Source organism: Kribbella antibiotica, from assembly GCF_004349055.1.
GTDB lineage: Bacteria > Actinomycetota > Actinomycetes > Propionibacteriales > Kribbellaceae > Kribbella > Kribbella antibiotica.
This window is the reverse complement of the sequence record NZ_SMKX01000085.1, coordinates 1-25,436: the sequence shown is the minus strand read 5'-3', so window position 1 is coordinate 25,436 and position 25,436 is coordinate 1. Positions and strand designations below refer to the sequence as shown.

At 67.7% G+C, this 25,436-nt stretch carries 21 protein-coding genes; 16 read left to right on the top strand and 5 right to left on the bottom strand.

Annotated features, from left to right (window positions below; translation table 11 throughout):
* Positions 1-9 precede the first annotated feature (9 nt).
* From E1263_RS25620 to E1263_RS25610, 3 genes are read left to right on the top strand one after another with little or no spacing between them, the layout of a single operon-like run.
* Positions 10-1,116: a GuaB3 family IMP dehydrogenase-related protein gene (locus E1263_RS25620; RefSeq protein WP_132171721.1), complete on the top strand. Its 1,107-nt coding sequence runs from the start codon at positions 10-12 to the stop codon at positions 1,114-1,116.
* Positions 1,113-1,832, top strand: coding sequence for an alpha/beta fold hydrolase (locus tag E1263_RS25615; protein WP_132171719.1), 720 nt, complete (start codon positions 1,113-1,115; stop codon positions 1,830-1,832). Before E1263_RS25620 ends, E1263_RS25615 begins: the two co-directional genes overlap by 4 nt.
* A gap of 52 nt (positions 1,833-1,884) precedes the next feature.
* Entirely contained in the window at positions 1,885-2,286 is a 402-nt protein-coding gene (locus E1263_RS25610) for a hypothetical protein (protein WP_132171717.1), read from the top strand.
* Between the two features lie 8 nt (positions 2,287-2,294).
* Here the strand turns inward: E1263_RS25610 and E1263_RS25605 are convergent, their stop codons facing one another.
* Positions 2,295-3,761 (bottom strand): hypothetical protein, encoded by a 1,467-nt coding sequence (locus E1263_RS25605; protein ID WP_132171715.1) that lies wholly within the window; start codon positions 3,759-3,761, stop codon positions 2,295-2,297.
* 125 nt (positions 3,762-3,886) lie between these two features.
* Here E1263_RS25605 and E1263_RS25600 point away from each other — a divergent pair, with 125 nt between their 5' ends.
* From E1263_RS25600 to bsaP, 4 genes are all read left to right on the top strand, one after another.
* Positions 3,887-5,479, top strand: a complete 1,593-nt coding sequence (locus E1263_RS25600; RefSeq protein ID WP_132171713.1) for a succinic semialdehyde dehydrogenase — start codon at positions 3,887-3,889, stop codon at positions 5,477-5,479.
* Positions 5,480-5,498: 19 nt separating this feature from the next.
* A complete protein-coding gene (locus tag E1263_RS25595; RefSeq protein ID WP_132171711.1) occupies positions 5,499-7,208 on the top strand; it encodes a GMC oxidoreductase in 1,710 nt (569 codons plus the stop codon).
* A gap of 568 nt (positions 7,209-7,776) precedes the next feature.
* Positions 7,777-8,772 (top strand): biotin synthase BioB, encoded by a 996-nt coding sequence (gene bioB, locus E1263_RS25590; protein WP_132171709.1) that lies wholly within the window; start codon positions 7,777-7,779, stop codon positions 8,770-8,772.
* Entirely contained in the window at positions 8,769-8,951 is a 183-nt protein-coding gene (gene bsaP, locus E1263_RS44450; protein ID WP_132171707.1) for a biotin synthase auxiliary protein BsaP, read from the top strand. The genes bioB and bsaP overlap by 4 nt, the downstream gene beginning before the upstream one ends.
* Here bsaP and E1263_RS25580 read toward each other — a convergent pair.
* Positions 8,948-10,378: a S8 family peptidase gene (locus tag E1263_RS25580; protein ID WP_132171705.1), complete on the bottom strand. Its 1,431-nt coding sequence runs from the start codon at positions 10,376-10,378 to the stop codon at positions 8,948-8,950. The genes bsaP and E1263_RS25580 overlap by 4 nt on opposite strands.
* A gap of 192 nt (positions 10,379-10,570) precedes the next feature.
* Here E1263_RS25580 and E1263_RS25575 point away from each other — a divergent pair, with 192 nt between their 5' ends.
* Genes E1263_RS25575 through guaA form a run of 6 tightly spaced genes read left to right on the top strand, consistent with a single transcriptional unit; the run spans position 10,571 to position 17,201 of the window.
* A complete protein-coding gene (locus E1263_RS25575) occupies positions 10,571-11,848 on the top strand; it encodes an adenosylmethionine--8-amino-7-oxononanoate transaminase (RefSeq protein WP_475009299.1) in 1,278 nt (425 codons plus the stop codon).
* The gene (locus tag E1263_RS25570) at positions 11,848-12,969 is read left to right on the top strand and encodes an 8-amino-7-oxononanoate synthase (RefSeq protein ID WP_132171701.1); all 1,122 of its coding nucleotides are present in this window, start codon (positions 11,848-11,850) and stop codon (positions 12,967-12,969) included. Before E1263_RS25575 ends, E1263_RS25570 begins: the two co-directional genes overlap by 1 nt.
* Positions 12,966-13,628 (top strand): dethiobiotin synthase, encoded by a 663-nt coding sequence (bioD, locus tag E1263_RS25565; RefSeq protein WP_132171699.1) that lies wholly within the window; start codon positions 12,966-12,968, stop codon positions 13,626-13,628. Before E1263_RS25570 ends, bioD begins: the two co-directional genes overlap by 4 nt.
* Complete coding sequence (locus E1263_RS25560; protein ID WP_202869049.1) at positions 13,625-14,677, top strand: cytochrome P450; 1,053 nt, start codon at positions 13,625-13,627, stop codon at positions 14,675-14,677. The genes bioD and E1263_RS25560 overlap by 4 nt, the downstream gene beginning before the upstream one ends.
* Positions 14,674-15,606 (top strand): Lrp/AsnC family transcriptional regulator, encoded by a 933-nt coding sequence (locus E1263_RS25555; RefSeq protein ID WP_132171697.1) that lies wholly within the window; start codon positions 14,674-14,676, stop codon positions 15,604-15,606. The genes E1263_RS25560 and E1263_RS25555 overlap by 4 nt, the downstream gene beginning before the upstream one ends.
* Positions 15,607-15,650: 44 nt before the next feature.
* Positions 15,651-17,201, top strand: a complete 1,551-nt coding sequence (guaA, locus tag E1263_RS25550; RefSeq protein WP_132171695.1) for a glutamine-hydrolyzing GMP synthase — start codon at positions 15,651-15,653, stop codon at positions 17,199-17,201.
* Between the two features lie 48 nt (positions 17,202-17,249).
* On the opposite strand, the gene E1263_RS25545 is transcribed toward guaA, so the two are convergent.
* Both E1263_RS25545 and E1263_RS25540 read right to left on the bottom strand, forming a co-directional pair.
* On the bottom strand, positions 17,250-19,907 hold the full coding sequence (locus tag E1263_RS25545; protein WP_132171693.1) for a tetratricopeptide repeat protein: 2,658 nt from the start codon (positions 19,905-19,907) through the stop codon (positions 17,250-17,252).
* Complete coding sequence (locus E1263_RS25540; RefSeq protein ID WP_132171691.1) at positions 19,904-21,673, bottom strand: HSP90 family protein; 1,770 nt, start codon at positions 21,671-21,673, stop codon at positions 19,904-19,906. The genes E1263_RS25545 and E1263_RS25540 overlap by 4 nt, the downstream gene beginning before the upstream one ends.
* 81 nt (positions 21,674-21,754) lie before the next feature.
* Here E1263_RS25540 and E1263_RS25535 point away from each other — a divergent pair, with 81 nt between their 5' ends.
* A complete protein-coding gene (locus E1263_RS25535) occupies positions 21,755-22,717 on the top strand; it encodes an endonuclease/exonuclease/phosphatase family protein (RefSeq protein WP_132171689.1) in 963 nt (320 codons plus the stop codon).
* On the opposite strand, the gene E1263_RS25530 is transcribed toward E1263_RS25535, so the two are convergent.
* Positions 22,714-23,460 carry a TetR/AcrR family transcriptional regulator gene (locus E1263_RS25530; protein ID WP_238161527.1) on the bottom strand — a complete coding sequence of 249 codons (747 nt, stop codon included), beginning with the start codon at positions 23,458-23,460 and terminating at the stop codon, positions 22,714-22,716. The genes E1263_RS25535 and E1263_RS25530 overlap by 4 nt on opposite strands.
* 73 nt (positions 23,461-23,533) lie before the next feature.
* Here E1263_RS25530 and E1263_RS25525 point away from each other — a divergent pair, with 73 nt between their 5' ends.
* Together E1263_RS25525 and E1263_RS25520 are read left to right on the top strand one after the other, a co-directional pair.
* Positions 23,534-24,367, top strand: coding sequence for an NmrA family NAD(P)-binding protein (locus tag E1263_RS25525; protein ID WP_132171685.1), 834 nt, complete (start codon positions 23,534-23,536; stop codon positions 24,365-24,367).
* Positions 24,368-24,422: 55 nt separating this feature from the next.
* Positions 24,423-25,436, top strand: a 1,014-nt coding sequence (locus E1263_RS25520) for an Rv2578c family radical SAM protein (RefSeq protein WP_132171683.1), incomplete at its 3' end; no start/stop codon positions are given.

Sequence of the window (25,436 nt, the reverse complement as noted above, 5' to 3'; positions counted from 1 at the left end):
GGACACCAGATGACCGAGATCGAGATCGGCCGGGCCAAGCGCGGGCGGCAGGCGTACGCCTTCGACGACATTGCGATCGTGCCGTCGCGCCGGACCCGTGATCCCGAAGAGGTGTCGGTCGCCTGGCAGATCGACGCGTACCGGTTCGAGCTGCCGATCCTGGCCGCGCCGATGGACTCGGTGATGTCACCGGCGACGGCGATCGCGATCGGGAAGTCCGGCGGCCTCGGGGTGCTGAACCTCGAAGGCCTCTGGACCCGGTACGAGGACCCGGAGAAGCTGCTCGAGGAGATCACCTCGCTCGATCGTGAGCTGGCGACGCACCGGCTGCAGGAGATCTACTCGGCGCCGATCAAGCCCGAGCTGATCTCGCAGCGCGTGCAGGAGATCCGCGACTCCGGCGTCACGGTCGCGGGCGCGCTGTCACCGCAGCGGACCAAGCAGTTCGCGAAGCACGTGGTTGACGCGGGTGTCGACCTGTTCGTGATTCGCGGGACGACGGTCTCGGCCGAGCACGTCTCCGGCCAGGCCGAGCCGCTGAACCTCAAGCAGTTCATCTACGACCTCGACGTACCGGTGATTGTCGGCGGGTGCGCGACGCACCAGGCCGCTCTCCACCTGATGCGGACGGGAGCGGCCGGCGTACTGGTCGGCTTTGGTGGTGGCGCTGCGCACACGACGCGCAAGGTGCTCGGTGTTGCCGTTCCGATGGCGTCTGCGGTGGCTGATGTCGCTGCGGCGCGGCGGGACTACATGGACGAGTCCGGCGGTCGCTACGTGCACGTGATCGCGGATGGTTCGGTCGGCCGGTCCGGTGACGTGGCGAAGGCGATTGCCTGCGGTGCGGACGCCGTTATGGTCGGGTCGCCGTTGGCGCGGGCCAGCGATGCGCCGGGCGGCGGCTTCCACTGGGGCGCCGAGGCCTGGCACGCTGACCTGCCGCGCGGTGAGCGGGTCGAGGTCGGCGTCACCGGGACGATGGAGCAGATCCTGTTCGGCCCGTCATGGGTTCCGGACGGCACGATGAACCTGGTCGGCGCGCTCAAGCGGGCGATGGCGACGACCGGGTACACCGAGCTGAAGGAGTTCCAGCGGGTTGAGGTCGTCGTCGGTTGAGCACCGGTGTCCTGATCCTGCACGGTTCCAGCGGTGTACCGGATCTGGATCGGGCCCGGATCCTCGAGGCCGAGGGGTACGACGTACTGGCGCCTGCCTGGCCTGTTCGCAGTGAGGTGGCGCTGGAGGCGTTCCCGCTCGACGAGCTCGAGGACAACAACGACCGGATCGTGGTGATCGGCAGCTCCTGGGGTGCCGAGGCCGCGCTGCTGCTCGGCGCCTTGGACGAGCGGGTGTCGGCAGTGGTCGCCTTCGCTCCGGGTGCCTACATCTGGGGCCGGGTCGAGGAGGACGGCAGCCAGCGGTCGGCGTGGACCTGGCGCGGTGTGCCGCTGCCGTTCGTGCCCTTCGACACCGACTGGCAGTCCACCGACGATCCGCCGAGCTATACCGAGATGTATCGGCACAGCCTCCGGATCGCGCCGGACGTCGACGTAGCCCGGATCCCGGTCGAGCAGATCAAGGACGTCCTGCTGATCGCCGGTGGTGACGACAAGGTCTGGCCGTCGGTGGACTTCGCCGAGGAGATCATCCGGCGGCGCGGGTCGTTGCCGACGCGGCTGGTGGTCGGGCCGGAGGCCGGCCACCGCGTGGTGCTGCCGGGTGAGACACCGAAGACGGCTGGACAGTCGATGGCCCGCGGCGGGACCGACGCGGCCAACCGCGAGCTCGGTGAGCGAGCCTGGCCGGAGATCCTCAACGTCCTTGCAGGTTAAGGCGACGTGCGGCGGACCGCGCGACTTGGTGATCTCTGAAAGGATTACGGCCATGGGATTGTTCAGCCGTAGCAACCGCAACCAGGACGCCGACAACGCCGCCCTCTCGGGAGCGCGCACGAAGCTGACTTCGGACGACGTCGACCAGGTCCGGTTCCTGATCACTTCCCGGCTGATGGTGAACGCCACCAAGCTGGTGATGGACCGGACCGGGCTCGATCTGAAGAAGTCGAAGCAGATCGTCGACGAGATTCGGTACGGGACGTATGTGCCGCCGATCAAGAAGACCCCGCTGATGCGCAGACCGGGCACGAACCTGGCCGAGCGCACCCGCGCCTTGAAGGCGGCCGGCGAGTTGCATCAGGCAACGGCATTGGTTGTCTCCGAGACCGGCATGACCGAGGTTGAGGCCGGTCTGTTCGTCGGAGCGTTGAAGCCGCAAGAGGACTACTGACGGGGGCGTCAGCCGATGCGGCGCTCTGGGCCGGTCAGTAGCTGCTGGGCGGCCTCATGGGCGTGCTGTGATGCAGTGAGGTCACCAGTGGCAGCCAGGAGGTCACCATGGTGGCGGTAGCAGTCGGCGGCCAGGTCCTTCATCTCGGGGTCGTCGTCGGTGAAGGGGATCAGAGCGGTCGCCACCTCGGCACACCAGCCGGCCAGGTCAAGCGCTAGCTCCAGGCGGCCGGATTGGTAGTACGCCTCGGACACGTCGCGGAGCAGCTTGGCCCAGATGGGTGCGTAGGTGCCCGTCTCGTACCGCATCCGCTGTGAGTCACGCTCTGACGAAATGGCGAAGAGGTAGTGCGCCTCCACCCCCAGCGTCAGCGCAGCGTCCACATCCTGCTGCAGCAACTGCGGAACCAGCTCCGCCAGCTCAGCCGCGCGGACTGCGGCCGATTCAGGGTCAGTGCGGCCGGAGACCGTCGCCAGCGTCATACCGGGTGCGGGCTCGGCCAGAGCGAGCAGGCGGAAGTACTGCTCGTACGGGCCGAGCTTGATCTCCGCGTTCTCGAGTGCGGTGACCAGAGTCAGTGGCAGACCACGCTCCAGCTCCTCAGTGACGCGGGCAGCGGTCTCGGCGTCGGTGTCGAAGGCAGTGCGGAGGCAGGTCTCGCCCTCCATGATCCGGCCGACGATTCCGAGGTGCTTGCCCTTGCGGGTGAGCGCTGCCACCAGAGTGCGCATGTCGGTCGCGGAATCCGAGTCAGCGAGGGTGTCTGCCGTGGTCAGGCCGATCTCGTCCGCTTCCAGCGCCAGGTCGAGTCGCCCCTCGGCTGCATGGACATCTGCCGAGACAGCGGTCGCCGTACAGAGGTAGCGCGCGTACGACAGGGACTGCGGGCTCTCGTTGATCTGATCGGCCAGTTGCAAGAACAGTTGGGTGGCTGCGTCCGCTGAGGCGACGGCCAGCGCAGGGTCGCCGTACCGGCGCAGGATGAGGGCGTTCATCGCCAGCACCCGGGCGAAATCCGGCTGGTGCCGCAGACCGTCCTCACCACTGACCAGCTGGCCGTAGGAGATCACCGCACCGTCCATCTCCAGTACGGCGGTAGCGCCGCGACCGCGGTGCGCCTGTGTCATGGCCCGTCGCGCCCGGACGTCAGCCAAGACGGATGTGGCGTCGAGCACACCGGCGTCGCTCAGCTCGGTATAGCCCAGCTGCGCCTCGTGCAGCGCCGCCAGCGCCTCCTCGTGCCGACCTGATGCGTTCAGGGAGCCGGCCAGCTCGTACTGCGTTGCGGCCATCAGATGCTTGGCCTCGTAGTGATTCGGGCTTTCTTCGGCCCGCACCCTGGCCAGCTCGATCACGCGCTGCTGGTACGGCCCGGCCTCGTCAGCCCGGCCTTCCTCGATCAGTACTTGGGCTGTCTGCAGCGCCTCACCGAGCTCGTCCTCAGGAGGCGTCCAGAGCCCCCCGCTGTCCACCATCTCCTACATCCACCCCTTCGCAGCTTCAGCCGTCCAGCCTAGGGCAATGCATCTGCATGCGCAGTGGGACACGAACGGGACTTCCGCTACTGACATCCGCTATTACTGGCAGGTAGCCTGGCTAGATGAGCGAGCAGACCTCGATTCCTGCTGACCCGGAGCTGGACCCGACCGCGTCGTACGCGACCGACCAGTCGGTGATCCGGCGACTGTCGGGGTTGCTGCGCGCTACCGCCGGGACCCGTACGACGTACGCGCCCGCTACTGGGCAGCCGATCGCAGACCTGCCGCTGTCCAGTCCGGACGACGTGCTCACCGCGGTGCGGACGGCGCGGAAGACGCAAGCGAGCTGGAAGCGGGTGCCGCTGGACGAGCGGGCCGCGATCCTGCTGCGCTACCACGACCTGGTGCTGGACCACCGGCACGAGCTGGTCGACCTGGTGATCCGGGAGTCCGGCAAGGCCCGCAAGCAGGCCTTCGAAGAGGTGGCGCACGTTGCGCTCACTGCGCGGTACTACGGCCGCAAGGCGCATGAGCTGCTCGATCCGCAGCGCAAGCTTGGCATGTTCCCGGTGCTGACCCGTGCGGAGCAGCGGTTCGTCCCCAAGGGTGTCGTCGGCATCATCTCGCCGTGGAACTACCCGCTCAGCATGGCGATGGCCGACGGCCTGCCCGCTGTGCTGGCCGGCAACACCGTCGTGCACAAGCCCGACAGCCAGACCCCACTGACCGCACTGCGCGCCATCGAGCTCCTGTACGACGCCGGTCTGCCGCGTGAGGCGTGGATCCCGGTGAACGGGGAGGGTGCGACCGTTGGTGGCGCGATCATCCAGAACACCGACTACATCTGCTTCACCGGCTCCACGAAGACAGGGCGGCTCGTCGCACAGCAGGCTGCTGAGCGACTGATCGGTTTCAGCCTGGAGCTCGGTGGCAAGAACCCGATGCTGGTACTGCGTGACGCGGATGTCGCACGTGCAGCTGAGGGCGCCGTACGGGCTTGTTTTGCCAGCGCTGGGCAGCTCTGCGTGTCTATGGAGCGCCTGTACGTCGCAGACCAGGTGTACGACGCGTTTGTGACCGCGTTTGTCGCCCGGGTGAACAAGCTGAAGCTGTCTGCCGGCACCGGCTGGGACGTCGACATGGGCTCGCTGATCTCGAAGGCGCAGCTAGAGACGGTCACCCGGCACGTCGAGGACGCCAAGGCCAAGGGCGCTGTGGTGCTCACAGGTGGCAAGGCGCGGCCGGAGATCGGTCCGCTGTTCTACGAGCCCACTGTGCTGTCCGGCGTGACTCCGGCGATGGAGTGCTTCGACAACGAGACCTTCGGCCCGGTTGTGTCGCTCTACCGGTTCTCTGACGAGTCCGAGGCGATCCAGCGCGCCAACGAGGGTGAGTACGGGCTGAACGCCAGCGTGTACACCCGTGACACCCGCCGGGGCCGTGCGATCGCCGCACAGCTGGTGGCCGGCACGGTGAACGTCAACGAGGGCTACGCAGCGACGTTCGGCTCCATCGACACCCCGATGGGCGGCATGCGGACCTCTGGGGTCGGCCGCCGCCAGGGCGTCGAGGGCATCCGCCGGTACGTCGACCCGCAGGCGATCGCCACTCAGCGCCTGCTCCCGATCGCGGCGTCGCACGGTCTGTCCGACCAGGCGTACGCCGAAGTGATGACCGGCGCGCTCCGCGTCCTGAAGAAGCTCGGTCGCGCCTGATCTCTAGCTTGGAGTTCACATGTCGTTCGACTATGACGTGCTCATCATCGGATCCGGGTTCGGCGGCTCCGTCAGTGCGCTCCGGCTGACAGAGAAGGGCTACAACGTCGCGGTCCTCGAGGCCGGTGCGCGGTTCGAGGACTCCGGGTTCGCGAAGAACTCGTGGGACACCAAGCGGTTTCTGTTCGCCCCTCGGTTTGGGCAGTACGGCATCCAGCGGATCACCGCGCTGAAGGACGTGATCATCCTGTCCGGCGCCGGAGTCGGCGGGGGCAGCCTGGTCTACGCGAACACGCTCTACGAGCCGCTGGACGCGTTCTACAAGGACCGCCAGTGGGCGCACATCACCGACTGGAAGTCCGAGCTCGCGCCGTACTACGACCAGGCCAAGCGGATGCTCGGTGTCGCCACCTACCCCGGGTTCACCCCGGCTGACGCGGTGATGAAGCAGGTCGCCGAAGACATGGGGGTGGGGGACACCTTCCACCCGACCCCGGTCGGCGTCTTCTTCGGCTCGCCCGGTGTGGAGGTCGATGACCCCTACTTCGGTGGCGCGGGCCCCCGCCGTAGGGGCTGTATCGACTGTGGCGAGTGCATGACCGGCTGCCGGCACAACGCGAAGAACACGCTGACCAAGAACTACCTCTACCTGGCTGAGAAGGCCGGTGCGCAGGTCTATCCGCTGACCACGGTGACGTCGGTCGAGCCGCTGGCAGACGGCGGGTACGCCGTGGACACCCGCGGGACCGCGGACCGCAAGAGCACCCGGCGGTTCACCGCGCAGCAGGTCGTCTTCGCGGCCTCCGCCATCGGTACGGCGAAGCTGTTGCACCGCCTGCGGGATGAGAACAAGCTGCCCCGGCTGTCGACCCGGCTCGGCGTACTGACCCGGACGAACTCCGAGTCGCTGCTCGGTGCGATGGCGATCAGCCGCGACATCGACTACACCCGCGGGGTCGCGATCACCTCGTCGTTCCACCCCGACGAGATCACCCACATCGAGCCGGTCCGCTACGGCCGCGGCAGCAATGCGATGTCACTGCTGCAGACCGTCCTCACCGACGGGGACGGCGACCGGCCGCGCTGGCGGACCTGGCTGCACGAGCTGCGGGTGCAGTGGCGGAACCTGCGCCGCCTCTACGACCTCAAGCACTGGTCCGAGCGGACGGTGATCGCTCTGGTCATGCAGACCGCTGACAACTCGATCACCACCTTCGGCAAGCGCGACAAGCTCGGCCGCTGGCGCCTGTCGTCAGAGCAGGGCCATGGCGCCCCGAACCCGTCCTGGATCCCGGTCGCGAACCAGGTGGTCCGCCGGATGGCCGGGGTGATGAAGGGGACGCCGGGCGGCACCATCGGTGAGCCGTTCAACGTGCCGATGACCGCGCACTTCATCGGCGGCTGCGCGATCGGCGACTCCCCGGCCACCGGCGTTGTCGACCCGTACCACCGCGTCTACGGGTACGACGGCCTGCACATCCTGGACGGATCGGCGATCTCGGCGAATCTCGGGGTGAACCCGTCGTTGACGATCACCGCCCAGGCCGAGCGGGCGCTGTCGTTCTGGCCGAACAAGGGCACGGCGGACACTCGGCCGGCGATGAACCGGCCGTATCAGCGGTTGCAGCCGGTGGTGCCGGCGACTCCGGTGGTGCCCGCGGATGCACCCGGCGCATTGCGGTTGCCGATCGTCCAGATCAGTACAAAGCAGTCTGTGACGAAGCCGTAACGCATTCCTGATATTGCAACAGCGTAATTCTCGGGGCTGCTGCAGGACCCCGATTAAATGAAAGAACCTCAACCCGGATCGGGTTGAGGTTCGTCTCTGCAAAGGTGCCGTAAAAGGGAGCGAGCCCCTCGGGAACGTTTCCGCCCAAATCGTTTCCCGAGGGGCTCACTCAAGCCGGGGTGAGGCGCCCGGCGCTTTGGGATCGGGTCACCAACCATGGCTGGCGACCCGAGCTCTTGGTAATACCTTACATCCGATTTCCGGAGTTTCGAGCCCTGCGGAGTGGTTGTTATCACTCTGCGTGCTGTTCGTAATGATCAGCTACTCGTCGCTCTTTGTTACCGGGTGGCGGTCTTCCTTGCGGTAACCGCCTCTGTTCACATCAACGAGCCCCTACACAGGGGGTTACGAGGTTCCAAAGAAAATCCAAAAACTTTCTTCGAGCCCTTGCGGTGGTAGCGCAGAGTTGCTGCGGCGGCAGGCGTTGCACGTGACGCAAACCGCAGCCCCGCCGTACCGGTCTGCCCTACTGTGAGCCGACCCCCGGTCCGGATCAGGTAGGAGAACCATGGGCGACATCGTGGACGTGGCACGTGAGCAGGTACTGGAGCAGGGCATTGGCCTGAGTCAGGAGCAGCTCGTTGAGGTGCTCCAGACGCCGGACGACCGGCTGCCGGAACTGCTGGCGCTCGCTCACGAGGTTCGGGTGAAGTGGTGCGGTGAGGAGATCGAGGTCGAGGGGATCATCTCCCTGAAGACCGGCGGGTGCCCGGAGGACTGCCACTTCTGCTCGCAGTCGGGTCAGTTCACCTCACCGGTGCGTGCGGTCTGGCTGAACATCCCTGAGCTGGTTCAGGCTGCTCAGGAGACCGCAGCGACCGGAGCCACCGAGTTCTGCATCGTGGCGGCCGTCCGTGGGCCGGATGCGCGGCTGATGTCGCAGGTGAAGGCCGGCATTGAGGCGATCAACGCTGCGGTCGAGATCAACATCGCCTGTTCGCTGGGCATGCTCACACAGGAGCAGGTCGACGAGCTGAAGGCGATGGGGGTGCACCGGTACAACCACAACCTGGAGTCCGCGCGCTCGTACTTCCCGGACGTTGTCACCACGCACTCCTTCGAGGAGCGCTGGGACACCTGCCTCATGGTCCGCGAGTCCGGCATGGAGCTGTGCTGCGGCGGACTGGTCGGCATGGGTGAGTCCCTGGAGCAGCGTGCCGAGTTGGCTGCGCAGCTGGCCGAGCTGGAGCCGCATGAGGTGCCGCTGAACTTCCTGAACCCCCGGCCGGGGACGCCGTTCGGCGACATGGAGGTGATGGACGGCAAGGACGCACTGCGCACCATCGCCGCATTCCGCCTCGCCATGCCGCGCACAGTGCTCCGGTACGCCGGTGGTCGCGAGCTGACCCTTGGTGATCTGGGCACCCGCGACGGACTGCTCGGTGGGATCAACGCTGTGATCGTCGGCAACTACCTGACGACGCTGGGCCGGCCGGCCACTGCTGACCTCGACCTGCTGGCCGAGCTGAAGATGCCGGTCAAGGAGCTTCAGAAGACGCTATGACGTATTGCGGTCATTGCGGTCTTGAACAGACCGACGGCAGTCACGAGGACTGCCGTCGGGCGTTGGTGATGGAACCACCGCGGTACTGCGCCGAGTGCCGCCGGCGGATGGTGGTGCAGGTCCACCCGATGGGGTGGAGTGCCCGGTGCTCCGCCCACGGCACTCTCTCGTCGTCTTAGCGCACTGCGTCAGAGGCTGCGACCACATCAACGAGGCCATGGCCCTTGTCGTACGACGTGGTGCCGCCGCGGCTGTCGGTCTCGTACGCCGCACCGTTGGTGTACTTGTGCGTTGTCGAGATCAGTGCGGCCTCGATCTGGGCCGGAGTGGCCGACGGGTTCGCCTGGAACAGCTGGGCGACGATCCCGGCGATGTGCGGCGCGGCCATCGACGTACCGCTGATGGTGTTGTAGTTACCGCCGTCGAGCGGAGCCAGACCGGTCGTGCAGATCGGCAGGTAGATCCGGCAGGACGAGGTGATGTCCTCACCCGGGGCCGACAGGTCCGGGTAGGTGGCCTGGGTGCCGTTGAGGCCGCGGGACGAGAAGCTCGAGACCTGTCCGTCGCGTGTGCCGGTGGCCTGGTCGTAGTACGAGGCGACCGACAGGATGCCGCCGGTCGGGTCCTGGCCGGGCGGGTTGGTCAGCGACTTGGTGCCGTCACCACCGTCGTTGCCTGCGGCCCAGACCGTCACCACACCCTCAGCAGCCAGTGCACGCTGGAGTTTGACGGTGGCCGAGTTCGGGTCGAAGGCGCCGCCACCGGACGGGCCGTACGAGTTGTTGGTGACCTTGATCGGCGGGCACTTGGCGGCCGGGACTCCAGCGCCGCAGGGAGCCGCGTGGTTCTCCAGCACCCAGTTGAGCGCGGCATCTGCGCCGACGATCAGCAGTGCGGCCCCGACCGAGACGGAGACGAGTGAGGCGCCCGGTGCGGCGCCCTGGAGCTTGGTGCCGTCGGCCAGGGTGACCTTGCGACCGGCAACGATCCCGTTGACGTGCGTGCCGTGACCGCCCAGTGACAGCAGGTCGGTGTCCAGCGAGCCGGCGTCCACCGGCAGACAGAGCGTCTCCGACAGCGGGTCGCAGACGATCTTGAGATTCTTCACGACCGCAGAGCTGCCGTCGGCCTTCTTGAAGAACGGGTGCGTCGGGTCGACGCCGCTGTCGATCACCGCGACGCTGACGCCACTACCGTCCAGCGCCAGGCCGTTGGCGCCGGTCCGGGTGTCTGCGGCCTCCGCGCCGCGGGTGGCGAGATGCGAGGTCTGGGTGCTGACCCTGATCGGCTGGTTGCCCTCGAGGTACGTCACCCCGGGCTGGGTGCGGGCGGCGAGGATCTGCGAGCGGGTGCCCTCGACAACCACCACACCGATCCGGTCGTACGACGACAGTCGCTGCAGGCCACTGGCCGCGACCGCTGCGTTGGCGGCGGCCAGATCGGTGCCGTGGACAAGGACTGTGGTGCGCTGCAGCTTGTCGAGCTGCTGGCTCAGAAATCCTTGCAGCGGCGCAGAATTCTGGGCCTGGGCAGTGGTCGGGGTGCTGATGGTCAGTGCCAGCAGACTGACTGCGGCTGCGGCGATCAAGGGGCGGGATCTGCGCATGAGTGCTCCTCACAAAGGCCTGACAACGTGGGCGGGTTACGGCCAGTAGCGATTGCTGGGCTCAATGTAGGGGCGTGTGGACGCGCAGGGAAGTGATTCGCGCAACGTCAGAACTATCTGATCAGCGTGATCTGCGATGCTTCGGAGATCGCGGATTCAGGAGGCGCAGTGACACGGTCGGTCGACGAGTGGCTGGAGCGGGACGCCCAGCTGCTGTGGCATCCGTACTCGTCGCTGAGCGAGCCCGCTCCGGTGCGGCTGGTCCGGGGCGCGTCCGGTGTGCGCCTGCAGTTGAGTGATGGCGTCGAGGCGATCGATGCGATGTCCTCCTGGTGGAGTGTGATCCACGGCTACCGGCATCCGGTTCTGGACGCCGCACTGAAGAGCCAGGCGGACGACTTCAGTCATGTGATGTTCGGTGGGCTGACACACGAGCCTGCGATCCGGCTGGCCGAGCGGCTGGTCGAGATCACACCAGAGCCGTTGCAGCACGTGTTTTTCTGCGACTCCGGCTCGGTGTCGGTCGAGGTCGCGATCAAGCTGGCCCTGCAGTACCAGGTGTCTCGCGGGCACGTCGGACGGACGCGGATGCTGACTGTGCGTGGCGGGTACCACGGTGACACGTTTGCGCCGATGAGCGTTTGTGACCCGGTCAACGGGATGCACTCGCTCTTCACCGGAGCCCTGCAGGAGCAGGTGTTCGGGCCGCAGCCACCGGCCGGTTTCGACCGCTCGGCTGATGATCCGGAGCTCCAGGCCTGGGCTGCGACCATGGCTGCTGTTGCTGCGGAGAACGCCGGCTCGGTGGCCGCGATCGTGGTCGAGCCGATCCTGCAAGGCGCAGGTGGCATGTACGCCTACAGCCCGGCTTGTCTGCGCGTCCTGCGCTCGTTGGCCGACGAACATGGCTTCCTGCTGATCCTCGATGAGATCGCTACTGGCTTCGGCCGGACTGGTGCGTTGTTCGCATCAGAGCATGCCGGGGTCGACCCGGACATCATGTGCGTCGGCAAAGCTCTCACCGGCGGCTATCTGACGCTGGCGGCAATGCTCTGTACGGCGGAGGTCGCCCAAGCCGTTTCCAACGGACCCGGTGGAGCGTTGATGCACGGGCCGACCTTCATGGCCAATCCGCTCGCCTGTGCGGTGGCACTCGCGTCGATCGACCTGCTGTTGTCCCAGGACTGGGCTGCGCGGGTCTCGCAGATCTCTGCCGGACTGACGGCGGGGCTGGCTCCGGCTGCCGAGCTGCCGGGAGTGAAAGACGTTCGGGTGCTCGGTGCGGTCGGGGTGGTCCAGTTGGCTGGTCCGGTCGACATGGTGCGGATGACAGACGCCGTACTGCGTCGTGGTGTCTGGGTGCGACCGTTCCGGGACCTCGTGTACACGATGCCGCCGTACGTGTGCACGGACGCGGAGATCGCCACGATCGCGTCGGCGATTACCGATGCGGTGCGGGAGGTCTGCTGATGCTCTCGGAATGGCTGATGCCAAAAGCTGCGGCGCTGGAGGTTCGTGGGCTGACCCGGCGGCTCCGGGCGCGTGCCGCAGACGAGGACGCCATCGACTTGGCCGGCAACGACTATCTGGGCCTGTCCCGGGACTCGCGCGTGATCGAGGCCACCGCTGAAGCAGTCTGCCGTTGGGGGACCGGTGCAACCGCCTCCCGACTGGTGACCGGTACGACGACGCTGCATGAGGAGCTGGAGTCGGCGCTGGCGTCGTACACGGGGCATGCCGCCGGACTGGTGTTTTCGTCGGGCTATCTGGCGAACCTCGGCGTGGTGACTGCGCTAGGCGGCCCGGGGACGCTGGTGGTGACGGATGAGCACGTGCACGCGTCACTGATCGATGCGGCTCGGCTGGCTTGCTCACGGGTGGAAGTCGTTCCCCACAACGAGGTTGACGCGGTTGCGAAAGTGCTTGCTGAGCGCAATGAACCGCACGCGCTGGTGGCGACCGAGTCGGTCTTCAGCGTGCTCAGCGACGAGGCCCCGCTAGCTGCGCTGGCCGGGGTTGCGGCGGAACAGAACGCCGTACTGGTGGTGGACGAAGCGCATGGGCTTGGTGTGACCGGTGGAGGGCGTGGCTCGGTGCATGCGGCCGGACTGGCCGGGCTGGACCATGTGATCGTCACCATGACGTTGTCCAAGGCGCTCGCTTCGCAGGGTGGCGTCGTACTGGGGCCGGCGGTGTTGCGCGAGCATCTGATCAACCGGTCCCGGCCGTTCATCTATGACACGGCTCTGACCCCGGCGTCCTGTGCTGCGGCGCTGGCCGCTTTGCGGGTGCTCGAGGCCGAGCCGGAGCGGCCGGCGGCCATCCACTCGGCCGCTGCCCGGCTGGCCGCGGCCTGTGGGGTTCCGGCGGCTGCGGGGGCGGTGGTGTCGGTTCCGATGCCCGGTCCGCGAGAGACTGTCCGGGCGGCGGCGATTTGCCGGGACAATGGCGTACTGGTCGGCAGTTTCCGGCCGCCGTCGGTTCCGGACGGCATCAGCCGGCTCCGGCTGACTGCTCAGGCCGGTCTGTCCGACGACAAGCTGGCCAGAGCCTGCGCCGTTATCAGTCAAGCCATCAGCGAGGTTTCATGATCACCATCGTCACCGGTACCGACACCGGGGTCGGCAAGACCGTCGTCACTGCTGCCCTGGCCGTCCGCGCTGCCGTGCACGGCAAGGTCGCGGTCGTGAAGCCGGCCCAGACGGGCGTCGGCCCAGACGACCCCGCCGACCTGGACGACGTGAACCGGCTCACCGGCATCACCACCCTCTACGAAGGTGTCCGCCTGCGGGATCCGCTCGCACCGACCACCGCTGCGCGCCGGGAGGGCGTTCCACTGCCGACGGCCGAGGTGCACGCCAAGTCCGTCGACGGACTGGCCATGACGCACGAGAACGTCATCGTGGAGGGCTCCGGCGGTCTCCTGGTGGGTTTGGACGCCGAGGGCGGCACGCTGATCGACCTGGCGAAGGCTCTGACCAAGTCCTTCAACTTCGTGGTGGTGACCCGGCCCGGGCTGGGCACGCTGAACCACACCGGCCTGACCGTTGAGGCGCTGCGAGCCCGTGGTCTGCCGGTCGAGGGGCTGATCATCGGCTCCTGGCCGGCTGAGCCGGGCCTGGCCGAGGAGTGCAACCTGGAGGACCTTCCGGCCATCACTGGGCTGAAGGTGCTCGCACGCATCCCCGCCGGTGCCGGCGACTACGACCAGGAGACCTTCACGAAGGCTGTGCCCGGCTGGTTCGCGTGACCGGCTGCCCGGCCCGGTACGACGCCGAGCTCGGGTACTGGGTGGTCGAGGACCCGGCGGAGGTCCGCGCGGTGCTGCTGGATCCGGCGACGTTCCGGCCGGACAACGCCGTACTGGCGCACACGCCGTTGTCAGTGAAGGCGCTGCGTGTGCTGTCTGGGGTGGGGTTTGCCCTGCCTCCCACGCTCGCCAACAACGGTGGGGAGTCGCACCGCGCGATCCGCGCTGCGGTCGCGCGCTTCTTCAGCCCGGCCCGGGTGGCGGCTGCGGAACCCTTGACCCGACGCCTGCTGACCGAGCGGGTCGCCGCTACCTCCGCGCGCCTTGCCCACCCCGAGGCTGCGGAGGCAGTCGACCTGGTTCAAGTCGTGGCCGCCGAGCCACCCGCCCTCGTCCTCCTGCACCTGCTCGGCCTGAGCGACGTCCCACTCACCTCGCTCAAGGCCTGGAGCCTCGACTCCCTGGAGCTGTTCTGGGGCTGGCCGGACGCGGACCGGCAGTTGGAGTTGTCGCACAGTGCAGCGGAGTTCTACAGCTGGTTGCGAACCCGGACCGTCGCTGCCCGGGAGACTGCCGGCGATGACCTGTTCAGTGTCCTCGTCGGGCTGGGGCTGAGCGACGAGGAGGTGTGCGCGGTCGGCTACTTCCTGCTGATCGCCGGCCAGGAGACGACCACGCAGCTCATCTCCACGGCATTCCATCGGGTACTGCAGGGTGAGCCTGCTTCGGTGGAGGACGTGCTGGCAGAGGCATCGTCGGTGCCGACCTGGCGTCGGACAGTTGCAGAGGCAGCGCCTGTTGGCGAGGCCGAGTTGCCGGCTGGTGCGCAGGTGCTGCTTGGATTGAGCGGACACGGCGGCCCGGCCGATCTGGCATTCGGAGTGGGGATCCACCGCTGTCTCGGCGCGGGTCTGGCGAGGCTGGAGACCCGGGTGGCGCTGGAATGCGCGGCGGACCTGTTGGGCGCCGTACGGCTGGTTGAGGAGCCCCCAATGATCAATCTGCTGTCGTTCCGGGCGCCGAAGCGGCTGCTGGTGAGTCGGGCGTGACTCTGGACGAGCTGGATCGCGGGTTGCTGCATGCCCTGCACCTGGACGGCCGAGCGACGTTCAGTCTGCTCGGGTCGGTCCTCGGCGTCTCCGAGCGAACGGTCGCGCGGCGCTACCAGCGGTTGGTAGCCGACGGCGTGCTCCGAGTCGTCGGAGTCGCCGCAGGACGCTCGTACTGGATGCTGCGCATCTCCTGTACGACGGACGGCGCGCTGCGGGTGGGCACTGCCTTGGCACGTCGGCCCGACACCTCGTGGGTGCACCTGCTGTCCGGCGGCGCCGAACTCAGTAGCGGTCTGCAGACGTGGTCCGACGACGAGCGTCAGTCCTTGCTTCTCGACAAGCTGACCCGGACACCGCAGGTCAAGTCAGTCACCGCAGAGCCGGTCTCGCGGACCTTCCGCGGCGGTCAGGCCTCTTGGAACGCATTGGCGACCCTCACCGACGACCAGACCGCCCGCCTACGCCCCGATCCCGTGGACACGGTCGTCCCCGGCAAAGCCGGACCCCGGGACCGGCCGCTGCTCACCGCACTCGCGCAGGACGGCAGAGCGTCGTACACGGAACTCGCAGCAGCCACCGGCTGGTCCGAAACCTCCATCCGCCGCCGCGTAGGCGAACTACGCTCCACGGGAGCCCTCTACTTCGACGTAGACATCGCACCGAGGGCACTCGGCCTCACTGTCGCCGCTCGCCTGTGGCTGTCTGTCACCCCGTCCGCTCTGGCCACAGTGGGCCAGCAGGTAGCGGAGCACCCAGAGGTCGTCTTCGCCGGCGCCACCACCGGTACGTCGAACCTGCTGGTGGTCGTGGTCTGCAAAGACGCGGCCGCCTTGTCGGACTACCTGACCGACCGCCTGGCCACGGTGAAGGCCATCCGCGCCGTTGAGTCCGCCCCGATTCTGCGGACCCTCAAGGGCCTCGCCTGACGGCGGATTACAGCCTTGCTGAGCTGCACCGATACGCTTTGACGGTGGCTGAGCATGAGTTGGTCCTGGTTGTTGACTTCGGAGCGCAGTACGCGCAGCTGATCGCACGGCGGGTGCGTGAGGCGAAGGTGTACTCCGAGATCGTGCCGCACTCGATGCCGATCGAAGAGATGCTGGCGCGGCAGCCGAAGGCGATCATCCTGTCCGGCGGTCCCCAGTCCGTGTACGCCGAAGGCGCGCCGCGGGTCGACTCCGCGCTGTTCGACTCCGGGGTTGCGGCGTTCGGGATCTGCTACGGGTTCCAGGCCATGGCTCAGACGCTCGGCGGCGACGTGCGCCGTACCGGGTTGCGTGAGTTCGGCCGGACCCCGGTGACCGTGAGCGACGCCGGGAAGCTGCTGGCCGGCGTACCGGCTGATTTGAACGTGTGGATGTCGCACGGTGACGCTGTGCACGCGGCACCGGCTGGCTTCGCCGTGCTGGCTGCGTCTGAGGGCGCACCGGTGGCAGCGTTCGAGGATGTGGACCGGCGGCTGGCCGGTGTGCAGTGGCACCCCGAGGTGCTGCACTCGCAGGCCGGACAGGCCGTGCTGGAGCACTTCCTCTACGACATCGCCGGCTGTGTCGGCGACTGGACGACCACGAACGTTGTCGACGAGCAGGTGGAGCTCATCCGCCAGCAGGTCGGCGACAAGCAGGTCCTATGCGCGCTGTCCGGCGGTGTGGACTCCGCAGTGGCCGCAGCGCTGGTCAGCCGGGCCATCGGCGACCAGCTCACCTGTGTGTACGTCGACCACGGTCTGCAGCGCACCGGCGAGTCCGACCAGATCGAGAAGGACTTCGTCGCCGTCACCGGGACCCGGCTCGAGGTAGTCGACGCGGAGGACCAGTTCCTCGGCGCACTGGCCGGCGTCACCGACCCGGAGCAGAAGCGCAAGATCGTCGGCCGCGAGTTCATCCGCACCTTCGAGGCCACCGCCCGCAAGCTCGACGCGGAGCGGCACATCGAGTTCCTGGTCCAGGGCACCCTCTACCCGGACGTCGTCGAGTCCGGCGGCGGCGCCGGCGCTTCGAACATCAAGTCGCACCACAACGTCGGCGGGCTGCCCGACGACCTCGAGTTCAGCCTGATCGAGCCGCTGCGCACCCTGTTCAAGGACGAGGTCCGCGAGCTCGGTGTCGCCCTCGGCCTGCCGCGGTCGCTGGTCTACCGGCACCCCTTCCCGGGGCCGGGCCTGAGCATCCGCATCATCGGTGAGGTCACCCGCGAGCGTTTGGACATCCTGCGCGCCGCTGACCTGATCGCTCGCACCGAGCTGACCGCAGCCGGCCTGGACGACGAGATCTGGCAGTTCCCGATCGTGCTGCTCGCCGATGTCCGCTCGGTCGGCGTCCAGGGCGACGGCCGCACCTACGGACACCCCGTCGTACTGCGTCCGGTCACCAGCGAGGACGCCATGACCGCCGACTGGGCCCGCCTCCCGTACGAGGTCCTCGAGCGCATCTCGACCCGCATCACCAACGAGGTCGACGAGATCAACCGAGTCACGCTGGACATCACCAGCAAGCCCCCGGGCACCATCGAGTGGGAGTGACCACCGACCGCCGCGCCAGCTTCCTGGCGCGGCGGTTCTGTTTGGTGGCTACTGCTGTGCGGTGTTGAGGCGGGACTCGAGCGCGGTCGCTGCGTCGGGCTGGTTGGTGTTGCGCAGGCGATCGACCAGAAGGTAGCCGGTCCGGAACCAGAGGTCAGTGTTGGCGGGGAGCTCGTTGAAGAGCTCTGTCAAAGCCTTCTCGTCCTCGGTGCCGTGCTCGGCCAGCAGGAGCTGAGCGTTGAGGTACTGGTCTTCGTAGCCGCCGCGTTCGTAGAGGTCGGCTGCCTCGTCGGCGTGGGTCACTGCCTTGCGCTGGTCGCCCTGCTGGAGGTGGATCAGGGCGAGGTCCCAGTGGACGCCGGCGGTCTGGAAGAGGACGTCCTGGTCGGCGGAGGGCAGCGCTTCGAGGATCGGGTGCACCGAGGTGACCAGCTCGATGGCGCGGGCGCTGTCACCGGTGTAGCGGGCAGACTGGGCAGCCAGGCGAAGGGCCTGGGCCTGCTGGAGCGGTGACTCGGCGGTGCCGAAATGTTGAGCGGCGTCGAGCAGGATGTCGACCGCCTCTTCATCGCGGTCGAGCTGTTCGAGCAGGATGCCTTCGTCCTGGCGCAGGGTGCCGATCCAGGCCGGGTGTGCGTCGGGGGAGACGTCCGCGAGCAGCTCACGGATCTTGGTGAGCGCTGACTCGTTCTCGCCGAGCATCCGGTAGGCATCGATCAGTACGCCGCGGGCGTCGGCCAGGGCGTCATCGGTCAGCACGGACAAGGATTCTTCGGCGCTCTCCGCGGCCTCCAGTGGGCGGCCGGTCAGGAGATAGGCACGGGCCAGCATCAGCTGCGAGTACGCGATGTGCCCCTCCAGACCGGGCACGCCGGCGGCCAGTGCGACCGCCTCGATCAGGTCCTCGGCGGCCTCGGCCGGGCGCTCCAGCTCCAGCCGGGTGCGGCCGCGCAGGTGGTGCGCGAAGGAGCGCTGGGTGTCGTGCGGTGAGTCGAACGCGACGACCAATGCGGCGTCGGCCTCCTCGAAGCGCTCCTCCTGCATCAGCAGGTTGGACAGGAGGATCGCAGAGCTCGCTGCGTGCTCCGGACGGGCGTGAGTCTGCCCGGACTCGGTCAGGACCTGGATGGCCTCCGTGAAACGGCCGGATTGCGCGTAGACGATCGCCAGTGAGTCCCGCCAGGCTGCGCGGCGATCCGGCTCGTCGTTGGCGATCAGCCAGCGCAGCGGCTCCTCGCCGGTGGCTATGCCCTCGTCGAGCTGCCCCTGCTCACACAGCATCCGGCCGATGCGGGCGCGGGCGCGGAGCATCCGGACCTCGTCGCCGATCTGGTCGTACAGCTCCAGCGACTCGCTCCAGGCGGTCAGCGCCACCTGTGGGTCGTCAGCACCGGCCAGACCACGACCGTCCAGCAGCCGGGCGCGGTCGAGCGGAGTCCACTCGCTCTCCGGGACCTCACGCTCGAAGGCCTGCCAAGCGGCTGCGGCGTCGGCACCAGCGAAGTTTCGCCAGGCTTCCTCGGCCCGGTCCAGCCACTCGCGACCAGATGCAGGCGGCAGCTCGACCGGCTGCTCGACCTGCTCGGGTTGAGCGGGCTGGGCTCCCTTGCGCTGCTGGGCGCGCCGAGCGGTCTCCGACAGCGGCAGGTACTCGACCCACGGCTCGGCCGTCAGCACCTTCTGGATCTGCTCGCTGCGGTGCGTGGTGCCGTTGCGGGCATCGAACTGAGCCGCCAGCTCCAGCGCCCGCGCGGAGTACCGCTCGGCCAGCTCACCGGCCGGCACTGCCTCGGCCTGCGGCTGCCGGATCGGCAGGTCGCTGTCCACTCGGCCCAGCGCCAGCGATGCGGAGGCAGAGAACGCCATCTCCGCGTACGGCGACGGCGGGTCGGCCAGCTCGGCGGCGTGCCGCTCGATCAGCTCGATGGCCTTCAGCTCGTTGCCGGTCCGCGCCAGGAACTCGACGTGCTCGGCGTGCTCACTCAACTCACCGACCCGGTTGCGCAGCAGGCGGTAAGCCTTCCGGTGCGCGTCGACAGCTTCGTCGTACATGCCTTCGGCAACGTAGGCAGGCAGCAACGCGGTGAGCATCTGCTGGGGCTGCTCGGCGCAGGTGAGCTGACCGTCCAGCACACCCACAGCCAGCGCGACGGCGTCCGCCGTACGGCCGACTGAGGTCAGGTGGTGCACCTTTGACGTCGGGTCGCAGCCGACGCAGTCGGACAGGTCGTCACGCGGCGCGGTGGACCAGAGGCGGAACTGCTCGGCCGCGGTCTCGGTGTCACCGATGTGGTGCGCGACCAACCAGCGGTGCTGGTGCACTGCGTGCATGCTGTGGCCGCTGAGCCGCCACCTCTGCTCCATGTCGTCCAGCACGGCATGTGCGCGGTCGAGCGGCACCTCGGGGAACTTGCTGAGCGTGCTGGGCGCGTACTTGTAGCACCAGTGGAACAGGTGCGAGTGCTCGCGATACTTGTCCGGCTCCGCGTCCCAGTCCGCCACACACCGAGCGAACGGCACCAGCGACTTCCGCGGCTCGCCGCCCATCACGTACGCCGTGACGAGCGAAAGGCGGCTGTAGAACGCCAGCTCCGCTTCACTCGCCGCATCAGCTCGCCGTACGACGTCCTCGAGCAGAGCCGACCGCACTTTGCCGTACGGCGCACTCTCCGCGCGCTGGAGCAGGTCAATCAGTTCCGGGTTCATGGCGTCGGGTCCTCCGGCGTCGGGACGGCCTGGTCGAGCAGGCCGAGGAAGGAGCGGTTCACAAGAGCAGAGTCGGCGGGGGTGATCGGGTGGTAGCCGAGCATCAACGCATGCCCGTACAACCCTTCCACCGCCAGTTGGGTCAGCTCAGGATCATTGAGTGACGCCATCCGCCGTACGAGCGGGCTGCGGTAGTTCAGGACAAGCTGTGGGCGGCTGTCGTCCTGGGTGTCCAGTGCGCCGAGCACCTCGGACCAGAGCGCATCAGCACGGTCCTTGGTGGCGCGGAGCTCACTGGCGAACTGGGCGGACCGGTCGACGAGGTAGAGCGCCGGCAGACCGGCCGGCTCGAACGCACGGACGACGACCTCGCAGCCGACTGGGTCCAGCGAGTCCTGTGCCAGCTGAATGAACGGACGCAGCCGCAGCTCGGTGTCCGGATCCAGACTGTCGAAGCTGGTGCTCAGCTCGGTCGGGTCGAACCGGCTGGTGCTCAGCCCGGGCACCACCTCGGGCAGCCGGGCCAACAGCTCGCTGTCGTAGGTGTAGCCGCCGTTCACCACGGTGATCTGCTGTGCGGCGGCGACCGCTGCGAGCTGACGGAACTCCTCGACCGAGGTGACGTAGCGGATCTGGGCGGTGCGCTGCTGCAGCTCCGAAGTAGTCATCCGGCCGTGGTTGGTCTCGAAACGCAGCCAGCGGTGAACCAGTTGAAGCATCTCGTCGTCGTGCAGGGCCAGGGCCTTCACACCCAGCTGGTGAATGCCGAGGAAGCGGTCCAGCTTGCCTGGGTCGGTGTTGCCGAGCCGGACCAGCCAGCCGCGCAGTTGCTCACCCAGCGCGTCCCGGGTGGCTTCGAGCGTGCCGTCGTCGAACAGCGCCTCGCGGCTTGCGGTCGGGCGTAGCTCGGAGGTGTCGATGACTGCTCGGACGAAGAATGCCCAGTCCGGCAGGAGGCCCTCGACGTTCTCCGCGAGCAGCATCCGCTTCAGGTACACGCGATGCGTCGCGCGCTCGGCCGGGTTCGCGGCGAACGGGAGCACGAAGGCCACACCGGTGAGCCCGGCGGACGGATTGTTCAGGTGGATGACGTCGAACGGGGTGAACCCGAGCTTGTCCTGCGCATAGCCGACCAGCTCGGCCCGCTGCATCGCTCCGGTGTTCTCCCAGGGCGCCTTGCCGTCCGTGACCTGCTCACCGTTCACACGGATCTCGATCGGCAGCAGTGCGCCGAACAGCCGGATCAGCTCGACGACAGTGGCGTGTTTGTACCACTGCTCCGCACCGCGCCGGGCCTTCAGCGTGACCGTCGTGCCGGTCTCTGAGCGGTCCGCTGTCTCGGCCAGCTCGTAGCGACCGTCCGCCGTACCGATCCAGCGGGTGGCCGGTCCACCGGCCGGTTGGGTGACGACCTCGATCTCGTCGGCGACCATGAAGGCCGACAGCAGCCCGATGCCGAACTGGCCGAGGAACTCCGAGCGGGCGAACCCGATCTCGTCCCGCTTCGAGCTGCGGCCGATGGTCGCCAGCAGCTCGCGTACCTGGTCTGGCAGCAGACCGATGCCGGTGTCGGCGATGCTCAACGCACCGTCCGTGGCCTGGACGTCGATCCGGCGCGGTTCGTCGGAGTCGACGGCCTGGCGCGCGGTGATGGCGTCCACCGCGTTCTGCAGAAGCTCCCGCAGGTACACCCGCGGGCTGCTGTACAGGTGGTTGCTCAGCAGGTCGACGATGCCTTGGAGATCGACCTGGAAGTTCTCACTCACCCCAAACCCCCCTTGTCCGCCGCCAACCTACCCAATGGGCAGTTCGCGCCGTACTTTGAGAGAAGTCCAGGGGAGGACGCTATGGCATTGACGGTGGGGACCTTCAATCTCAACAACCTGTTCGACCGCTGGAACTTCACCGGCGCGCTCGACGTACTGGCCCAGGGCACCAGCACGGTGCCGGCCACCTACACCTTCGACGACGAGCATCGTCGCCGGCTGCAGCTGGACGGTCACGGGAAGCTGCTGCTGGCCAAGAAGCCGGAGGAGACCGACCGGGTGGCCGAGCGGCTACTGGCGGCCGATGTGGATGTCTGGGTGGTGCAGGAGGTCGAGAACGTCGACGTCCTGCGGGAGTTCAACCGGGAGCACCTGAACGGCGCGTACCAGCACGTCATGGTGATCGACGGCAACGATGCGACCCGGTTCATCGACATCGGGATCCTGTCCCGGCGGCCGATCGGCGGTGTGACGAGCTACCAGCGGACGTTCCATCCCGACGTACCGAACCGGCCTATCTTCTCGCGGGACCTGGTCGAGGTAGAGATCCTGGACGCCCGGGGGCGCAAGGCGCTCACAGTGTTCGGCACGCACCTGAAGTCGAAGTTCGTCGACTTCACCGTGGCAGATCCGGTAGCAGCTGCGGCGGAGGCCCAGCTGCTGCGCACTCGGCAGGCTGACACCATCGTGCGGATCATGGCTGCACGGATGAGCAGCCGGCAGCGGTACCTGCTGTGTGGGGACATGAACGACACTCCGGATTCACCTGCGCTGGCGGCGTACGCCAAGTCCGGACTGGTGAATGCACTCACCGCTCCGACCGAGATCGGTGCAGTGAAGACGACGGTGGAGCTCCCGGCCAGTCCGGCGTGGACGTCGACGTTCAAGGCCGCACGGCAACCGCGGACGTTCGATCTGATCGATCAGATCTGGCTGTCGCCGGGACTGGTGCCGCGCCTGCAGGGCGCCTTCATCGGACGGCGGAAGAAGCTGGCGCGGGATGGCACCGATCACGACCCGGCCTGGATTGCGCTGGACATCTAGGCACCTGCGATGCCGTCGAGGAGGCGGTCGAGTCCGTAGCGGTACGACTCGGCTGCCACCTCGTTCGGACCTGCGGTGAAACCACCCGCGTTCCAGATCGCTGTCATCGCGGGGTGCCGCTCGACGTCGAAGTACGTCTCCCACAGATCGGAGCGGTCGATCCACCAGGAGTCATGGCTCTGACCGCTGGCGCGCTCGATCAGCAGGCTCTCCGCCTGCAGGCTGGCCGCAGAGTCGACGTACGTCGAGATGGCCAGTGCTGCGGTGTTCGTGTCATGCGGTGTGAGGTCCAGCGTGCTCACCACGGACAGCAGGTACTCGCGGGCTGCCAGCAAGCCTGGTCCGGCCGGCGGGCGGATCGGGGAGACCTGCGACAGCCAGGGGTGGCGCTGGAACATCAGCTGGGTCTGGTCGGAGTACAGCTGGACCTGAGCGCGCCAGTCGCCCGGGCGGGGTTCCCCTGGACCGGGTAGCTCCCGTTCGCCGAGCGCCTGGTCGACCATGAGCTCCAGGAGCTCGTCCTTGGATGGGGCGTAGGTGTACAGCGTCATGGTGCCGACGCCGAGCTCCTTGGCGACGTTCCCCATGGAGGCGGCGGTCAGACCGTCGCTGTCGGCCAGCCGGATGCCGGTGGCGACCACCTCGTTCACATCCAGCGACGGACGTCGCCCGGCGCCCTTGGCAGCCGGAGCGAGTGGGCGGTGGTTGCGCCAGAGCAGCGCAAGCGTGCGATCGACCGTCACAGAGGCAACCATAGGCGCTGATTTGAATTCTCGTATAGCCTACGAGAATTACTCCGAGCGTGAGGGGATTGGCGTGACGATCTTGGTGACCGGTGCGACGGCGAGTGTCGGACGGCTGCTGGTGGACGAGTTGGTGGCTGCGGGGGCGCCGGTGCGGGCGCTGACGAACAAACCGGCCCGGGCTGCGCTTCCGGCCGGGGTTGAGGTTGCGGTGGGCTATCTCGGGCGGCCGGAGTCATTGCCTGCTGCGCTCACTGGCATCGACACGGTCTACCTGGCGCCACTCCCGGCGTACGTGGATGACTTCGTTCGGTCTGCGCTAGAGGCCGGCGTACGGCGGGTGGTCGTGCTGTCGGGTGAGCCTGCCGACTACGAGGCGCAGGGGGATCCGGCGGGCTGGCACTACTACCGGGTGGAGCGGGCGATCGAGGAGGCTGGGTTCGAGTGGACCTTCCTGCGGCCCGGGCAATTCATGAACAACACGCTGGACTGGGCGCCGTCAATCAAGGCGGAGGGGGTGGTGCGAGCGCCGTACGGCGCTGCTGTGCAGACGCCGATCGACTTGGTCGACATCGCGGCCGTGGCTCGGGTGGCGTTGCTGGATGAGGCGTTCACCGGGCAGAAGTTGGTGATGAGTGGGCCGGAGGCGATCACTCAGCCGGAGGAGGTTGAGCAGATTTCGGCGGCGTTGGGGCGGGATATCAAGTTCGAGGAGCTCGCACCGCAGCAGTATCTCGACCAGTTGGCGCCGGTGATCGGGCTCGAGACTGCACAGTGGTTGCTGGACGGATTCCGGATGATGGCCGAGCATCCGATGGCGCCCGAGTCCACGGTTGCCGACCTGACCGGTCGGCCGGCAGTGACGTACCGGGAATGGGCTGTGCGGAACGTCGACGCCTTCCGGTGAGACGGAGTCAAGCGCTGACTTGATTCGTGATCGAACATGTGTTCGACTGATCTGCATGAGATGGGCAGGTCAGCAACTCGACGCGGAGGCTCCCGGTGCGTTGCCGGGGCTGGGATCGATCGCGGGCCTGGTGCGGTCGGTGACGACGCCGGAGTTTCGCGACGTCACCTTCCATGAGGTGGTCGCGCGGTCGGCGCTGAACTCGGTGCCCGGTGGCGGGTTGCCGTTCAACTGGACGGTCAATCCGTATCGCGGCTGCACCCATGCCTGCCGGTACTGCTTCGCCCGGCCGACGCACAAGTACCTCGAGCTCGATCAGGGGCTGGACTTCGACCGGCAGATCGTGGTGAAGACGAATGTGGCCGACGTGCTGCGGCGGGAGTTGGCGCGACCCTCCTGGGGTCACGAACAAGTTGCCCTGGGCACCAACACGGATCCTTATCAACGGGCCGAGGGCCGATATCAGTTGATGCCGGGAATCATCAACGCACTGGCTTCCTCCGGTACGCCGTTGTCCGTGCTCACCAAAGGGACGCTGCTGCGGCGTGATCTCGATCTGCTGGTGAGCGCGGCGACGGAGGTGGCGGTCGGGATCGGGGTGTCCCTGGCGCTGGGCGACGAGGAGTTGAGGCGCCGCCTCGAGCCCGGCGTGCCGTCTGTGCGGGGTCGGCTCGAGCTGATCCGCGCGGTGAGCGAGGCAGGTTTGCCGTGCGGAGTGATGGTCGCGCCGGTGCTGCCCTGGCTGACCGATTCGGCGGATCAGCTCGACCACCTCTTCGGAGAGCTGGCCGACGCGGGCGCAACCGGGGTCACCACCCTCGTCCTGCATCTCCGGCCCGGCGTGAAGGACTGGTTCATGGCGTGGCTAGCGGACGATCATCCCGAGCTGGTCGGCCGCTACGAATCGCTCTACGCCCGCGGCTCGAATGCAGCGCCCAGCTACCGCACAGCCTTCGAGCAGAAGGTCCGCCCGCTCCTCGACAAACACGGCTTCGGCCGCCGCTCCCACCACCGCAAGAAACCCAACCCCTTCAACGCAGCTGACGCAGCCGGAGGTGGGGGTGGTGCC

Bases quoted from the DNA above. Each gene is read 5' to 3' on its own strand.
- E1263_RS25620 (WP_132171721.1), top strand. From the start codon at position 10: ATGACCGAGATCGAGATCGGCCGGGCCAAGCGCGGGCGGCAGGCGTAC.
- E1263_RS25610 (WP_132171717.1), top strand. From the start codon at position 1,885: ATGGGATTGTTCAGCCGTAGCAACCGCAACCAGGACGCCGACAACGCC.
- E1263_RS25605 (WP_132171715.1), bottom strand. From the start codon at position 3,761: ATGGTGGACAGCGGGGGGCTCTGGACGCCTCCTGAGGACGAGCTCGGT.
- E1263_RS25600 (WP_132171713.1), top strand. From the start codon at position 3,887: ATGAGCGAGCAGACCTCGATTCCTGCTGACCCGGAGCTGGACCCGACC.
- E1263_RS25595 (WP_132171711.1), top strand. From the start codon at position 5,499: ATGTCGTTCGACTATGACGTGCTCATCATCGGATCCGGGTTCGGCGGC.
- bioB (WP_132171709.1), top strand. From the start codon at position 7,777: ATGGGCGACATCGTGGACGTGGCACGTGAGCAGGTACTGGAGCAGGGC.
- bsaP (WP_132171707.1), top strand. From the start codon at position 8,769: ATGACGTATTGCGGTCATTGCGGTCTTGAACAGACCGACGGCAGTCAC.
- E1263_RS25580 (WP_132171705.1), bottom strand. From the start codon at position 10,378: ATGCGCAGATCCCGCCCCTTGATCGCCGCAGCCGCAGTCAGTCTGCTG.
- E1263_RS25570 (WP_132171701.1), top strand. From the start codon at position 11,848: ATGCTCTCGGAATGGCTGATGCCAAAAGCTGCGGCGCTGGAGGTTCGT.
- bioD (WP_132171699.1), top strand. From the start codon at position 12,966: ATGATCACCATCGTCACCGGTACCGACACCGGGGTCGGCAAGACCGTC.
- E1263_RS25545 (WP_132171693.1), bottom strand. From the start codon at position 19,907: ATGAACCCGGAACTGATTGACCTGCTCCAGCGCGCGGAGAGTGCGCCG.
- E1263_RS25535 (WP_132171689.1), top strand. From the start codon at position 21,755: ATGGCATTGACGGTGGGGACCTTCAATCTCAACAACCTGTTCGACCGC.